Here is a 14420-nt window from a genome sequence, read left to right on the forward strand (position 1 = left end):
GAGCGTGCCCCTGCCAGCAAATAGGAGCAGGAAGAAGGGCAAAAGCGCATTTCGTACAGGCCGCATCCCAAGACGCGGGCAAGAAGCGCTGGAAAGCTTTTTCCAACAAGACAAGTTCCCACTTCACGCGGGGTTCTTGACGCCAGAATGACACCGGGCCGCATTTTGCGATCCGGCCGATTTTTTTGGCGCGCCCTAAAAAGGTTATGACTTGACCAATTTTGAATCGCTTGGCATCTCCAAGCCGATCGTCGCCACACTTTTCCAGCTCGGCATCGAAAAGCCGACCCCCATTCAGGAAAAGGCGATCCCGCTTCTTCTCGAAGGCCGCGACCTTATCGGCCTTGCTCAGACAGGCACCGGCAAGACGGCCGCCTTCGGCCTGCCGATCATCGAAAAGATCATCCCTGAAGAGCGGCGTCCGGACAACCGTACCACCCGTACGCTGATCCTCGCCCCAACCCGCGAACTGGTGAACCAGATCGCCCAGAACCTTAAGAACTTCCTGCGCAAGTCGCACCTGCGCATCAACGTCGTCGTGGGCGGCGTCTCGATCAACAAGCAGCAGCTGCAGCTCGAAAAGGGCACCGACATCCTCGTTGCCACGCCCGGCCGCCTGCTCGACCTCGTCGCCCGCCGCGCCATCGGCCTCACCGCCGTACGCTACCTCGTTCTCGACGAGGCCGACCAGATGCTCGACCTCGGCTTCGTCCACGACCTGCGCAAGATCGCCAAGATGGTGCCGAAGAAGCGCCAGACGATGCTGTTTTCGGCAACCATGCCGAAATCGATCGCCGACCTCGCCGGCGAATACCTGACGGACCCGGTCACCGTCGAAGTGACACCTCCGGGCAAGGCTGCCGACAAGGTCGAGCAGTATGTCCACTTCGTCAACGGCAAGAACGACAAGACGGACCTCCTAAAGAAGTCACTCACCGAGAACCCTGACGGACGCGCGATCGTCTTCCTGCGCACCAAGCACGGCGCCGAGAAGCTGATGAAGCACCTCGACCACGTTGGCTATTCGGTCACTTCCATCCATGGCAACAAGAGCCAGGGCCAGCGCGAGCGCGCCCTCAAGGCCTTCCGTGACGGCGACGTCAAGACGCTGATTGCGACCGACGTTGCCGCCCGCGGCATCGACATCCCGGCCGTCAGCCACGTCTACAACTACGACCTGCCGGAAGTTCCGGATGCCTACGTCCACCGCATCGGCCGTACGGCCCGCGCTGGTCGTGACGGCATCGCGATCGCCTTCTGTGCACCTGACGAAACCCGTCTCCTGCGCGACATCGAACGCCTGATGAACATCAACATCGCTGTAGCCAGTGGTGAAGCGCCTGCCAACATGAACGCCACTCCGCGCCGCGGCAATGGCAGTGGCAACAGCAATGGCAATGGCGGCAACCGCGGCCAGGGTCGTGGTGGTGAAAACCGTGGCGGTGAGCGCCGTGGCGAAGGCCATCGTGCAGGTGGCCGCCCGGAGCGTCGTCCGCGCCCTGAAGCTGGCGACGAAGTCCGCGCCAACAATGAGGAGCGCCGCGAGCGTCGTCCGCGTCCTGAGCGCCAAACCCAGCGCAACGAAGACTTCCGCGGCCAGCGCCGTGGCGAGGCTACGCCGATGACGTCCGGCCCCGACAACGATCTGGCGGCAACGTCGGACTTCCGTCCGGCCCGCAAGCCGCAGCGCCCCCAGCATGGCAACCATGCCAATGGCGAGAACCGTCATCATCCCGGCGGCGGCGCCCGCAATGCGCACGGCCGCCCGGCCCGCAAACACGGTGAAGATCGTGGCGCGCAGGCCCACGGCGGCGAACGTCGCGAAGGCAACGGCGGAAACCGTCGCGGCGGTCCGTCGCGCGGTGGCAACGGTCAGCGCCGTGAACGCGCCTAATTGAAAAAAGAAAGGGCGGGAGAAATCTCGCCCTTTGCAATACGCGTCTCACGACGCCAAATGATCCCGCGGCCTTACAATCTCGCCTTGTGGCAATTGGCCCATTGCATTAGCATGCTGGTGCTGCTGTAGGGCGCGTCGGCTTCGGGCCGGAGGGGCATTGCCCGCCTACGTACGACAAAGTCAAACGTAAGCCGCGCCCATGCCAAATATCGAAAACCTCAGAAAACAAGCCAAGACATACCTGCGATGGCATCGCGAACGGTACTATCCGGTTGCGGCGCAGATCAGGTGGATCCTGCCCAGATATCGAGATCAAAGCGATCGAGAAATATTGGACGCCGACTTCAAGCTCAGCGATGCTCAGGAGCTTGTTGCCCGAAAGCATGGCTTTACGGATTGGCCGGCGCTGGTCAAAGGGATCGAAACCATGACGAAATCGAAAGCGTCGGACAGTAGACGTCCGCTCGTCCTCTCCGCGGAGCCGCAACTCTTCGTCTCCGATATCATTGCCTCGTGCCAGTTCTATGTTCGGAAACTGGGTTTTGAAGTGGCGTTCCAGTACGGAGAGCCGCCATTTTATGCCCAGGTGTTTCGCGACGGCGCGCGCCTGAACCTGCGAAAGGTCGGCGGGCCGGTCTTCGACGCTGGCTTCAGAGCGCGAGAAGTCGACGCCCTCTCCGCAACGTTAACGGCCGACGATCCGAAGCGGCTGTTCCTGGAGTATCAGGCCGCCGGCGCATCGTTCCACCAGCCCCTGCGCACCGAGCCATGGGGCGCACGCAGCTTCATCGTGCAGGACCCCGACGGAAACCTGATCGCGTTTTCAGGCGAGGCGATCTAAGCCCGCTGCAGCTCGGTCGTATCTGAAGCATTGATGCTTACCTGAAGTTTCCCTGATGCTCGCGCAACCGTATACCCGGCGCTCAGCCCGAAATTGAATCGGTTTTCGGCTCGAAAATGTTCATCTGCTCACATTTTGAGCGGACGCTGAGGATTGACGGCGGGCGTGTCGACGCCAGCTATCGATAAATGCCCAGTTTTTCGTCTGTTTTGGCCTTCGAGAAGGATTCACGAATCTCGCGTTCAAACTGTGCATGGTTCTTGCATTGCCATTTGCGTTGTATTCAAATGAACAAAAAAGGGGAGCCACACCTTTGGCATTTGATGAAATGATCACCGGGGGCGAAAGTCCGCGACAGCCATATGAAAGATACTTTGAGTGGTACAGTAACCAAGATCGAGCGCATCTGATTGCAAAATCCCGGGACGCGGAGAACATCTTCCGCAAGACCGGCATTACCTTCGCGGTCTACGGACACGCAGACTCTTCCGAAAAGCTCATTCCCTTCGACATCATCCCCCGCATCATCTCAGGTCGCGAATGGCGCAAGCTCGCACAGGGTATCGAGCAGCGGGTAATCGCCCTCAACGCTTTTCTCGATGACATCTACCACAAGCAGGAAATCATCCGCGCCGGTCGCATACCGCGCGAACTGATCGAGAGGAATGACGCCTTCCTGCCCGAGATGATTGGCTTCCGGCCGCCCGGCGGCGTCTACACGCACATCGTCGGCACTGATATCGTGCGCACCGGCGAGGACGAGTTCTATGTGCTGGAGGACAACGCCCGCACACCCTCCGGTGTCAGCTACATGCTGGAAAACCGCGAAACGATGATGCAGATGTTTCCGGACCTGTTTCATGCCAACAAGGTCCGGCCGGTCGAAGACTATCCCTATCTGCTGCGCCAGAGCCTGGCATCGCTCGCGCCTCCAGGCTGCAAGGGCAAGCCACGCGTTGCGGTCCTGACACCCGGCATCTACAACTCGGCTTATTACGAGCACTCGTTCCTGGCTGATACGATGGGCGTCGAGCTTGTCGAAGGCTCGGACCTCCGCGTCATCGACGGCAAGGTGAAGATGCGCACGACCCGCGGCTATGAGGCGATCGACGTGCTCTACCGCCGCGTCGACGACGACTTCCTCGATCCCCTCACCTTCCGGCCGGATTCAGCACTCGGCATCCCCGGCATCATGGATGTCTACCGTTCCGGCAACATCACCATCGCCAATGCGCCGGGCACCGGCATATCGGACGACAAGGCGATCTATTCCTACATGCCCGAGATCGTCGAATTCTATACCGGACGCAAGCCGATCCTCGAAAACGTGCCGACCTGGCGCTGTTCCGAGCCGCAGAGCCTCAAATACGTGCTCGAGCACCTCGAGGAACTCGTGGTCAAGGAGGTACACGGCTCCGGCGGCTACGGCATGTTGGTCGGCCCGACGGCGACCAAGAAGGAGCGCGCCGATTTTGCCGAGAAGTTGAAGGCGAAGCCCGCCAACTACATCGCGCAGCCAACACTTTCGCTGTCGACCGTGCCGATCCTCGTCAACAAAGGCATCGCGCCACGTCACGTGGACTTGCGGCCATATGTTCTCGTCTCCGACAAGGTGCAGATCATTCCCGGCGGATTAACGCGCGTGGCCCTGAAAGAGGGTTCGCTGGTGGTCAATTCCAGCCAGGGCGGCGGCACAAAAGATACCTGGGTATTGGAGGACTGATGCTCGGAAGAACTGCAAACGGACTCTACTGGATGTTCCGTTACATCGAACGCGCAGAAAACATAGCGCGCCTCATCGATGCCGGCCTGCGCATGTCGCTGACCCGAAGCGGAACCGGCGACGACGACTGGGACGGCGTCCTGCAAAGCGCCGGCGTGCGCGAGACCTTTGACGAGGGGCACAGCAAGCTGACGAGCGCCGACGCGATCGACTACCTGCTGCGAGACCGCTCCAATCCCTCAAGCGTCATGTCCTGCGTCGACTACGGGCGAAACAACGCCCGCATGGTGCGCACCGCCCTGACCCGCGAGACCTGGGAAGCGACCAATGAGTTCTGGATCGAGCTAAAATCGCTACTTTCGAAGCGGCTGATGGCCGCGGAGATGCCGGAGGCAATCGATGCCATCAAGCATCGCGCCGGGCTGATCCGCGGTGCCTTCCACGGCTCGATGCTCAGAAACGAACTCTACAATTTCGCCCGCATCGGAACCTTCATCGAGCGCGCGGACAATACGAGCCGTATTCTCGACGTGAAGTATTATGTGCTCCTGCCCTCGGTCTCGGCCGTCGGCACGTCGATCGACAACATCCAGTGGGAATCGATCCTGCGTTCCGTCTCCGCCCACCGCTCCTACAGCTGGGCGTATGACGGCGAATATCGGTCGATGAATATCGCCGACTTCCTGATCCTGAACGGCCAGATGCCGCGTTCGCTCGCCTATTGCTACGAGAAGATCGTCAGCGAACTCGGCTATCTCGCCAAGGATTACGGTGAGCGGCTGCCGGCGCATGATACGGCCGATTCCATCCGCAAGACGCTCCAGACACGTGCCATCAAGGAGATCATGGATCAGGGCCTGCATGAATTTCTGGAAGATTTCGTCACGCGCAACAACCAGCTCGGCATGGAAATTTCCGATGGTTACCGGTTCTATGCATAGGCGGGCATAAGATGAAGCTTAAGATAAGCCACGTCACCGAATATCACTACGAAGAACCGGCGGCCTTCTCGCTGCAGCGGCTGCGGCTGACGCCGCTCTCCGTTCCCGGACAGTCAGTCATCAACTGGTCGCTGCAGGTTGAGGGCGCTAGGCCCGAAGTCGAATACGACGATCAGTTTGGCAACCACGTCAACCTCGTCTCGCTGGAAGGCGAGCAGCGGGCGACACGCATCGTGGCCGAAGGCGAGGTCGAAACGGAAGATCGAAATGGGGTACTCGGCCCCCATAGCGGCTTCTGCCCGCTCTGGCTTTTCCTGCGTGAAACGCCGAGGACGAAGTCCGGAAAGCTGATCAAGGAACTCACCAAGGGTGTGAGCGGCGAGAACGAGCTTGCACGCATGCACGCGCTGATGTCCGGCATACATGAGACCGTGACCTACTTGCCTGGGACCAGCGACACGGAGACCACGGCTGAGCAAGCGCTTGAGAAGAAGAGCGGCGTCTGCCAGGACCATGCCCATATTTTTGTCGCCGCCGCACGCAGCCTCGGCGTGCCGGCCCGCTACGTTTCCGGCTACCTGATGATGGAAGAGAAGATCGAGCAGTCGGCGACCCACGCCTGGGGCGAAGCGCACCTCCCGGGCCTCGGTTGGGTCGGCTTCGATCCGGCCAACAATATCTGCCCCGACGCACGCTATGTGCGTGTCGCCTCCGGCCTCTGCTACCGCGATGCGGCTCCCGTTTCAGGCATGCGCATCGGCACGCCGGGGGAAAAGCTCTCTGTCGTGGTCAAGGTTGAAGATCGGGGGCAGATGCAAAGCCAGAGCCAGAGCTGAAGGGCTGGCTTCCGAAGAACTCATATCGAGATACCGTTGTCCGAGCCGCTGCATAGCGGCTCGGATCGTTTTGGGCCATCGTTAGGCCAGCGTATAGGCCGTCTTGACGCTCGTGTAGAACTCGGCCGCGTATTTGCCCTGCTCGCGCGGACCGTAGGACGATCCCTTGCGGCCACCGAACGGAACGTGGAAATCCACGCCTGCGGTCGGCAGGTTGACCATCACCATGCCCGCTTCGGAGTTTCGCTTGAAATGCGTCGCGTGCTTGAGGCTCGTCGTGGCGATACCGGCAGACAGGCCGAATGGCGTGTCGTTGGCGGTTGCCAGCGCTTCTTCGTAGTCCTTGACGCGGATGACCGAGACAACCGGTCCGAAGATTTCCTCGCGCGAAATGCGCATCTGGTTCGTGGCCTCCGTGAACAGCGTCGGCTGCAGGTAGAAGCCGGGCGTTTCGCGGGTGACGAGTTCGCCGCCGAAGGCGAGCTTGGCGCCCTCCTTCTTGCCGATCTCGATATAGTCGGTGTCGGTCTTCAGCTGCTTTTCATCGACCACGGGGCCGATGTGCGTGCCCGATTTCAACGCATTGTCGACAACAAGCGTCTGCAGCTTTTCCGTTAGCGCCGCGACGAACTTGTCGTGGATGCCTTCGGTAACGATCAGGCGAGAAGACGCCGTGCAACGCTGGCCGGTGGAGAAGAAACCGGAATTGGCGGCTGCTTCGACGGCGACGCCAAGGTCGGCATCGTCGAGGACGACCATCGGGTTCTTGCCACCCATTTCCAGCTGGAACTTGCGGTTATGCTCGATCGAGGCGCTAGCGACGCGGCGGCCGGTACCGGTGGAACCGGTAAAGGTGATGCCCGTAACATCAGGACTGTCGAGCATGGCCTGGCCGACAACCGAACCCCTGCCCATGACGAGGTTCAGCACGCCCTTTGGCAGGCCGGCACGGTGCAGGATGTCGACGATCGCCCACGAGCAGCCCGGGACGAGTTCGGCCGGCTTGAAGACGATGGTATTGCCGTAGCAGAGCGCCGGCGCGATCTTCCAGGCGGGGATCGCGATCGGGAAGTTCCAGGGCGTGATGATACCGATGACGCCGAGCGGGTCACGGGTGATCTCGACGCCAATATTCGGGCGAATAGACGGGATGACCTCGCCTGCAAGACGCAGCGCTTCGCCGGCAAAGAATTCAAAGATCTGCGATGCACGAATGGTCTCGCCGATTGCCTCGGGAAGCGTCTTGCCTTCTTCGCGGGCCAGCAGAGCGCCGAGCTCGTCCTTGCGAGCCATGATCTCGTCGCCGGCCTTCTTCAGGATGACATGACGCTCCCAGATGCCTGAGCGCGACCAAGCCGGGAAAGCAGCCTTGGCGGCGGCGATCGCATTCTTCGTGTCTTCGGCCGAACCATCCGCATAGAGGCCAACGACCTCGTTGGTATCCGACGGATTGATGTTCTTCGTCGCGTCCGTGCCGACCCATTCGCCGGCAATGAGGTTCTTATAAATGGTCATGGGCCGACTGGGCCTCCTTCACCGTTCCATTAAAAACGGTCCGGCCGCCGAAGCGGCCGGGCCTTGCGAAATCAGAGCTGCTTGACGGCAATCTCTTCTTCGGCGGCAATCTTCAGAGGGTTGCGCAGCGGCAAGCCGAATTCGGCGACTTCGATTTCGAAGACGTCACCCTCTTCAGCCTTGATGCCTTCCGCGAAGGAGAGCGTCGCGGTGCCGAACATGTGGACGTGGACGTCGCCGGGCACACGAAACAGGCCGTACTTGAAGTGATGGTATTCGAGGTTGGCGAATGTGTGCGACATGTTCGCTTCGCCCGACAGGAACGGCTTTTCGAAGATCACCTTGTCGCCGCGCTTGATGCGCGAGGTGCCGCGGATATCCTCAGGCGCAACGCCAATGCGGATTTCCGGGCCAAAGCTTGCCGGGCGCAGCTTGGAGTGCGCGAGGTAGAGATAGTTGATCCGCTCGGTCACGTGGTCGGAAAACTCGTTCGACAGCGCAAAGCCGATGCGGAAGGGTGTGCCGTCTTCCGCAATGACGTAGATCCCCGCCATTTCAGGCTCTTCGCCGCCATCGAGCGCGAAGGAGGGAGAAACGAGCGGCGCGCCCGGAGCAGCCGAACCGTAGCCGTTGCCCTTGTAGAACCACTCGGGCTGAACGCCCTTCTCGCCGGCCTTCGGCTTGCCGTTCTCGAGACCCATCTTGAACATCTTCATCGAGTCGGTGAGGGTTTCTTCAGCCGCCTCGGAGGTCTTCTTGTGCATGGAATCGCGCGTTGCAGCCGAGCCCAGATGCGTCAGCCCCGTGCCCGTCAGATGCAGGTGCGCAGCGTCGGGATGCGTCATCGGCGGCAGAAACTTGCCTTCGGCATAAGCCTTTTCGAGGTCGACTGCATCGCCGAGGCCGTGTGCTTCAATCACCTGCAACAGCGACTTGCCGCCGTTTGCGGCTTCCATGGCCAGCGCATAGACGCTGCCTGCGTTCTTGACGGCCTTCGCGGTACCGCCCGGCTCGCGCACGGCGACAATGATCTCTCCGTTCGAACCCTTAATCTGCGAAATCAGCACGGTCTTCATCCTTTTTTCGATAACGCGGAAAATGCTTCGCCAATCCGGCTCCCAGAATGAGCCGGATTGGCAAGTTCACATGACTGCGAATGCTTGGGCAGCGCCGGAGCGCTTAGCCCTTGTTCTTGTTATAGACATCGAAGAAGACGGCGGCGAGAAGCACCAGTCCCTTGACCATCTGCTGGAAGTCGATGCCGAGACCGACGATCGACATGCCGTTGTTCATGACGCCCATGATGAACGCGCCGATGACGGCACCGGTAATCTTGCCAACGCCGCCGGATGCCGAAGCTCCGCCGATGAAGCAGGCCGCGATAACGTCAAGCTCGAAGCCAACGCCTGCCTTCGGGGTCGCCGAATTCAGGCGAGCCGCGATGATCATGCCGGCGAGACCAGCCAGGACACCCATGTTGACGAAGGTGTAGAAGCTCAGGCGCTCGGTGTTGATACCGGACAGCTTGGTTGCCTTCTCGTTGCCGCCCATTGCGTAGATGCGGCGACCGATCGTGGTACGGCGCGTCACGAAGGTGTAGGCCGCGATCAGCACGAGCATGACGACGAGAACGTTCGGCAGGCCCTTGTAGGTGGAAAGCTGGAAGCCAAGGAACAGGATCGCCAACGAGATGATTACGTTTTGGGCGATGAAGAAGCCATAAGGCTCGACATCGATGCCATGGCTCTCGTTGACCTTGCGGCGACGCCAGGCGAGATAGAAGAGCACGACAGTTCCCAGCACGGTCAGCACCAGCGACGTGGAATGCAGCGGAATTCCGGCGATATCGATCATTTCGCCTGGCAGGAAGCCCGTCGAGATAACCTGGAAGTCCTTCGGGAACGGGCCGATGTTCTTGCCGCCCAGAACGAACAGCGTCAGGCCGCGGAAGACGAGCATGCCGGCGAGCGTGACGATGAAGGCCGGAATCCGGTGATACGCGATCCAGTAGCCTTGCGCAGCACCGATGGCGCCACCGATGACCAGGCAGAGAATGCCAGCAAGTACGAAGTTCATCTGCCAGTTGACGGTCATGATAGCCGCCACCGCGCCGACGAAGGCAACGATGGATCCGACCGAAAGGTCAATGTGGCCGGCCACGATGACGAGCAGCATGCCGAGCGCCATGATGACGATGAACGAGTTCTGCAGAACGAGGTTCGTTAGGTTGACCGGCTTGAATAGAATGCCGCCCGTGTAGAACTGGAAGAACACCATGATCGCGACGAGCGCGATAAGCATGCCGTATTCGCGAATGTTGGCGCGGATATAATCCGCAACGGAAACGACGTTGCTTTCCTCGGTGGCTGAAGGGTTGACCGGAGTCATTGTTTCTTCTCCCCTGAGCGCATGATAGCGCGCATGATGGTTTCTTGGCTCGCCTCTCCCTTTGGCAGTTCCGCAACGATACGTCCTTCATTCATGACGTAGATGCGGTCGCACGTACCAAGCAGTTCCGGCATTTCCGATGAGATCATCAGAACACCCTTACCATCGGCTGCGAGCTGGTTGATGATAGTATAGATTTCGTATTTTGCACCGACATCGATACCGCGGGTGGGTTCGTCCAGGATCAGGACGTCGGGGTCGGAGAACAGCCACTTCGACAGCACAACCTTTTGCTGGTTGCCGCCGGAGAGATTGACCGTTTCCTGGAAGATGCTGGAGCTACGGATGCGCAGCTTCGAGCGGTATTCCGATGCGATCTTCGATTCCTTGATGGTGTCGATGACCGTGGCTTTCGAGACCCCGGCCAGATTGGCGAGCGTCGTGTTGTGAACGATGTTCTCGCCGAGTACGAGACCAAGATGCTTGCGGTCTTCGGTCACATAGGCAAGACCCGCGTCGATGGCCTTGCGAACGGTGCTGACATCGACCGGCTTGCCGTGCATCGACACGTCACCATGGATCTTGTGTCCATAGGATTTGCCGAACAGGCTCATTGCGAATTCGGTACGGCCGGCGCCCATCAGGCCCGCGATGCCAACCACTTCGCCCTTGCGGACGGTGACGTTGATGTCGTGCAGAACCTGGCGGTCACGGTGATGCTGGTGGAAAGCGTTCCAATTCTTCACCTCGAGGATCGTTTCGCCGATCGGCACGGAGCGCGGCGGATAACGATCGGCGAGTTCGCGGCCCACCATGTTCTTGATGATGATGTCTTCGCTGATCTCTTCGGTCTGACAGTCGAGCGACTTGACGGTCATGCCGTCGCGCAGAACCGTGATCTGGTCAGCGACCTTGCGAACTTCGTTGAGCTTGTGCGTGATGATGATCGACGTCAGGCCCTGGTTGCGGAACTCGATCAGGAGGTCCAGCAGTGCATCGGAATCCTTTTCGTTGAGTGACGCCGTCGGCTCATCGAGGATCAGCAGCTTCACGCTCTTAGACAGCGCCTTGGCGATTTCGACCAGCTGCTGCTTGCCAACGCCGATGTCGGTGACGAGCGTTTCCGGCGACTCCTTGAGGCCAACCTTGCTCAGCAGCTCTTTCGTACGCTTAAAGGCTTCTTGCCACTTAATGATGCCATTCTGAGCAACTTCGTTGCCGAGGAAGATGTTTTCGGCGATCGACAGGAGCGGCACCAGTGCCAGTTCCTGGTGAATGATGACGATGCCGATTTCTTCGGAATCCTTGAGCGCCTTGAAATGACGGACGTCGCCTTCGTAGACAATATCGCCGTCGTAGGTTCCGGCTGGGTAGACGCCGGAGAGAACTTTCATAAGGGTCGACTTGCCGGCCCCATTTTCACCCACCAATGCGTGGATCTCACCCTGTCGAACCTTGAGGTTCACATTCTCAAGCGCCTTTACGCCTGGGAACGTCTTGGTGATGTTCCGCATTTCGAGGATTGTGTTGTCCATGGTCATAATCCAACGCCAGCAGCCAAAGGGACGCGGCGATCATAAAATTGAAGACCGGAACCCGCAAGCAGCGGGTTCCGGCCAACTTGGTACAATTATTACTTCAGCTGGTCAGCCTTGTAGTAACCGCCTTCTACGAGGATCTTCTCGTAGTTGGTCTTGTCAACTGCGACCGGGGTCAGCAGGTAGGACGGAACGACCTTGACGCCGTTGTCGTAGGTCTTGGTGTCGTTGACTTCAGGCTCCTTGCCTTCCATCAGAGCGTTGACCATGCCGACGGTAACCTTTGCGAGGTCACGGGTGTCCTTGAAGATCGTGGAGTGCTGCTCGCCAGCGATGATCGACTTGACCGACGGAACTTCAGCGTCCTGGCCGGAAACGACCGGGAGCGGCTGATCGCCGGAACCGTAACCAACGCCCTTCAGAGACGAGATGATGCCGATGGACAGACCGTCGTAAGGCGACAGAACTGCATTGACCTTCGCGTCGGTGTAGTTAGCCGAGAGCAGGTTGTCCATACGAGCCTGGGCCGTTGCCGGGTCCCAACGCAGCGTGCCAACCTTGTCCATGCCGGTCTGGCCGGACTTTACGACCAGCTTGCCGCTGTCGATGTAAGGCTGCAGAACAGACATTGCGCCGTCATAGAAGAAGAAGGCATTGTTGTCGTCCGGCGAACCGCCGAAGAGCTCGATGTTGAACGGGCCCTTGCCATCCTTGAGGCCGAGGGCGTCAACGATGGAGGTTGCCTGCAGAACGCCAACCTTGAAGTTGTCGAACGTTGCGTAATAGTCGACGTTGCCCGAGTCGCGGATCAGACGGTCATAAGCGATGACCTTGATGCCTGCGTCGTGAGCCTTCTGGAGAACGTCGGAAAGCGTCGTGCCGTCGATAGCGGCGATGACGAGAACCTTAACGCCCTTCGTGACCATGTTCTCAATCTGAGACAGCTGGTTCGGAATGTCGTCGTCAGCGTACTGCAGGTCGGTGGCATAGCCAGCGTCCTGGAGCTGCTTGACGATGTTGTTGCCGTCGTCGATCCAGCGAGCGGACGACTTCGTGGGCATCGCAATGCCGACAGTGCCCTTGTCGGCTGCCATAGCCGGCATAACGAACGAAGCGACGCCAAAGGCCGCCGCTGCCATCAACGAGATAATGGATTTCATATCTCTCTCTCCCTTAGTTAATAAACGCGCGTGCGAAAAATCGCCCGCCCCGAAACTGTGGCAGGTTCCGTCTTGGATAATTACTTCAGATGGTGAGAAACGAAGTAGGTCTCCTCCACGCTCTCACGTGTTGAATGCCAACCAGCACACGGCGGCAAACTGGTATGGAATCCCATAACTGTCAAATAGAATAACTGGTAAAGTGCATAACAATTTTGGTATATCGTTAAAAAGTATTACTTTTAATGGAACGCGGATGGGAGGCCGCAACCATGGCGATCATTTCGGACCCGCAGACGCATGGTCACGTCGACATTCATACGGATGTCTTTGCCGATGACGCCTTTTTGCGATTGGGTCTCAAGCTGAATCATCTGCGAATGATCGTCGCAATCGAAGATAGCGGGCAGATTTCCGCGGCGGCCGAAGCGCTGAACATTTCACAGCCGGCAGCCTCGCGAATCCTGTCCGAAATGGAATCGATCGTTAAGACGCCACTTTACGAACGCGTGGCACGCGGCGTCGTGCTGACGACCTTCGGACAGGCGCTCGCCAGACGCGCGCGCAAGATCATGCTCGAGCTGCGCGAGGCGGGCCGGGAAATCGCCGAACTGAAAACGGGCAAGGGAGGTACCGTCTTTATCGGCGCCGTCACTGCCCCAGCCATGAGCCTGGTCGTGCCGGCGATAAAGCGCGTTAGAAGCGCCCTACCCGGCATAGAGGTCACCATACAGGTTGAAACGAGCAACGTGCTTGCCCGCGAGTTGCTCGCCGCCCAGCATGACTTCATCATCAGCCGCATTCCCGATGATCTCAACCCGCGCCTCTTCCAGGTCCAGGAAATCGGCGTGGAGAAGGCCTGTTTGATCGTGCGGGGCGGCCATCCGCTCTTGAAAAAGAAGGTCGCCTCCCTCGAGGACCTTCCACAATATGATTGGGTTTTCCAACCAGCGGGAACGCTCCTGCGCCGGACGATCGAGGACCTCTTCCTTTCTCGCGGCGTGCTGCTCCCGGAAAATATCGTCAACACCTCTTCGCTGCTGCTCACCTGTGCGACGGTTTGCCAGACGGATGCGATCGCGCCGATCGCGCTCGATGTGGCGCAGTTCCTGGCGACCCATCGGTCGAAGGCTTCGGATGTGCGGGTGTTGCCGATCGATTTCGAGATCAACGTCAGGCCCTACAGCCTGATAACGGTCAAGGAACGTGCGCTGCCCCCGAGCGCACGGCTGCTTTATGACCTGGTACTGGCCGAAAGCAAGAAGGCGGGAGTGCTCTGACAAGCCTTGCACCACCTTGTTCGGATCTAATGCGCCCCTCCAAGGGAGGTGACATGAAAGAGGTCGCCTCCGGAGAGAACGGATCACTGCGAATGATTGAGGGACAGTCACACTTCCGGCCTTTCGGCTTATCCTGTTGGGGTTTTGCGGATCTCAACAAGGGAGTTGGAAGCATGACTGCCTCTTATGATTATCATATCGGCGTCGACTATCACAAATCCTACAGCCACCTGGTGGTCCAGGACAGCGGTGGCAAGACGCTGCGCTCCGGCCGGGTGAAGAACGACCGCCAGTCGCTTGG

General features: G+C 59.4%; 11 protein-coding genes and 1 pseudogene. 7 read left to right on the forward strand and 5 right to left on the reverse strand.

Features of this window, described 5'->3' with window-relative positions:
• Window positions 1-211 precede the first annotated feature (211 nt).
• From RHIBUN_RS0117190 to RHIBUN_RS0117210, 5 genes are all read left to right on the forward strand, one after another.
• Window positions 212-1894, forward strand: a complete 1683-nt coding sequence (locus RHIBUN_RS0117190; RefSeq protein ID WP_018857509.1) for a DEAD/DEAH box helicase — start codon at window positions 212-214, stop codon at window positions 1892-1894.
• A 202-nt stretch (window positions 1895-2096) separates the two neighbouring features.
• Window positions 2097-2738: a VOC family protein gene (locus tag RHIBUN_RS0117195; protein ID WP_025660459.1), complete on the forward strand. Its 642-nt coding sequence runs from the start codon at window positions 2097-2099 to the stop codon at window positions 2736-2738.
• Between the two features lie 313 nt (window positions 2739-3051).
• A complete protein-coding gene (locus RHIBUN_RS0117200; protein WP_025660460.1) occupies window positions 3052-4461 on the forward strand; it encodes a circularly permuted type 2 ATP-grasp protein in 1410 nt (469 codons plus the stop codon).
• Window positions 4461-5402 carry an alpha-E domain-containing protein gene (locus RHIBUN_RS0117205; RefSeq protein WP_025660461.1) on the forward strand — a complete coding sequence of 314 codons (942 nt, stop codon included), beginning with the start codon at window positions 4461-4463 and terminating at the stop codon, window positions 5400-5402. Before RHIBUN_RS0117200 ends, RHIBUN_RS0117205 begins: the two co-directional genes overlap by 1 nt.
• An 11-nt stretch (window positions 5403-5413) precedes the next feature.
• Window positions 5414-6238, forward strand: coding sequence for a transglutaminase family protein (locus tag RHIBUN_RS0117210; protein WP_025660462.1), 825 nt, complete (start codon window positions 5414-5416; stop codon window positions 6236-6238).
• Window positions 6239-6319: 81 nt separating this feature from the next.
• Here the strand turns inward: RHIBUN_RS0117210 and RHIBUN_RS0117215 are convergent, their stop codons facing one another.
• The 5 genes from RHIBUN_RS0117215 to chvE all read right to left on the reverse strand — a co-directional run bounded on the left by RHIBUN_RS0117215 (window position 6320) and on the right by chvE (window position 12839).
• Window positions 6320-7753, reverse strand: a complete 1434-nt coding sequence (locus RHIBUN_RS0117215; RefSeq protein WP_025660463.1) for an aldehyde dehydrogenase family protein — start codon at window positions 7751-7753, stop codon at window positions 6320-6322.
• Window positions 7754-7824: 71 nt separating this feature from the next.
• A complete protein-coding gene (araD1, locus tag RHIBUN_RS0117220; RefSeq protein ID WP_025660464.1) occupies window positions 7825-8820 on the reverse strand; it encodes an AraD1 family protein in 996 nt (331 codons plus the stop codon).
• 112 nt (window positions 8821-8932) lie between these two features.
• Entirely contained in the window at window positions 8933-10141 is a 1209-nt protein-coding gene (gene mmsB, locus RHIBUN_RS0117225) for a multiple monosaccharide ABC transporter permease (protein ID WP_025660465.1), read from the reverse strand.
• Window positions 10138-11676: a multiple monosaccharide ABC transporter ATP-binding protein gene (gene mmsA / locus RHIBUN_RS0117230; protein WP_025660466.1), complete on the reverse strand. Its 1539-nt coding sequence runs from the start codon at window positions 11674-11676 to the stop codon at window positions 10138-10140. Before mmsA ends, mmsB begins: the two co-directional genes overlap by 4 nt.
• A gap of 98 nt (window positions 11677-11774) precedes the next feature.
• Window positions 11775-12839 (reverse strand): multiple monosaccharide ABC transporter substrate-binding protein, encoded by a 1065-nt coding sequence (gene chvE, locus RHIBUN_RS0117235; RefSeq protein ID WP_025660467.1) that lies wholly within the window; start codon window positions 12837-12839, stop codon window positions 11775-11777.
• A gap of 272 nt (window positions 12840-13111) precedes the next feature.
• Between chvE and RHIBUN_RS0117240 the strand changes: the two genes are divergently transcribed.
• Together RHIBUN_RS0117240 and RHIBUN_RS37360 are read left to right on the forward strand one after the other, a co-directional pair.
• Window positions 13112-14119 carry a LysR family transcriptional regulator gene (locus RHIBUN_RS0117240; protein ID WP_025660468.1) on the forward strand — a complete coding sequence of 336 codons (1008 nt, stop codon included), beginning with the start codon at window positions 13112-13114 and terminating at the stop codon, window positions 14117-14119.
• Window positions 14120-14211: 92 nt separating this feature from the next.
• A pseudogene (locus tag RHIBUN_RS37360) lies at window positions 14212-14420 on the forward strand (IS110 family transposase); the annotation flags it as partial.

It is taken from the genome of Rhizobium sp. IBUN (genome assembly GCF_000510625.1).
Classification (GTDB): domain Bacteria; phylum Pseudomonadota; class Alphaproteobacteria; order Rhizobiales; family Rhizobiaceae; genus Rhizobium; species Rhizobium altiplani.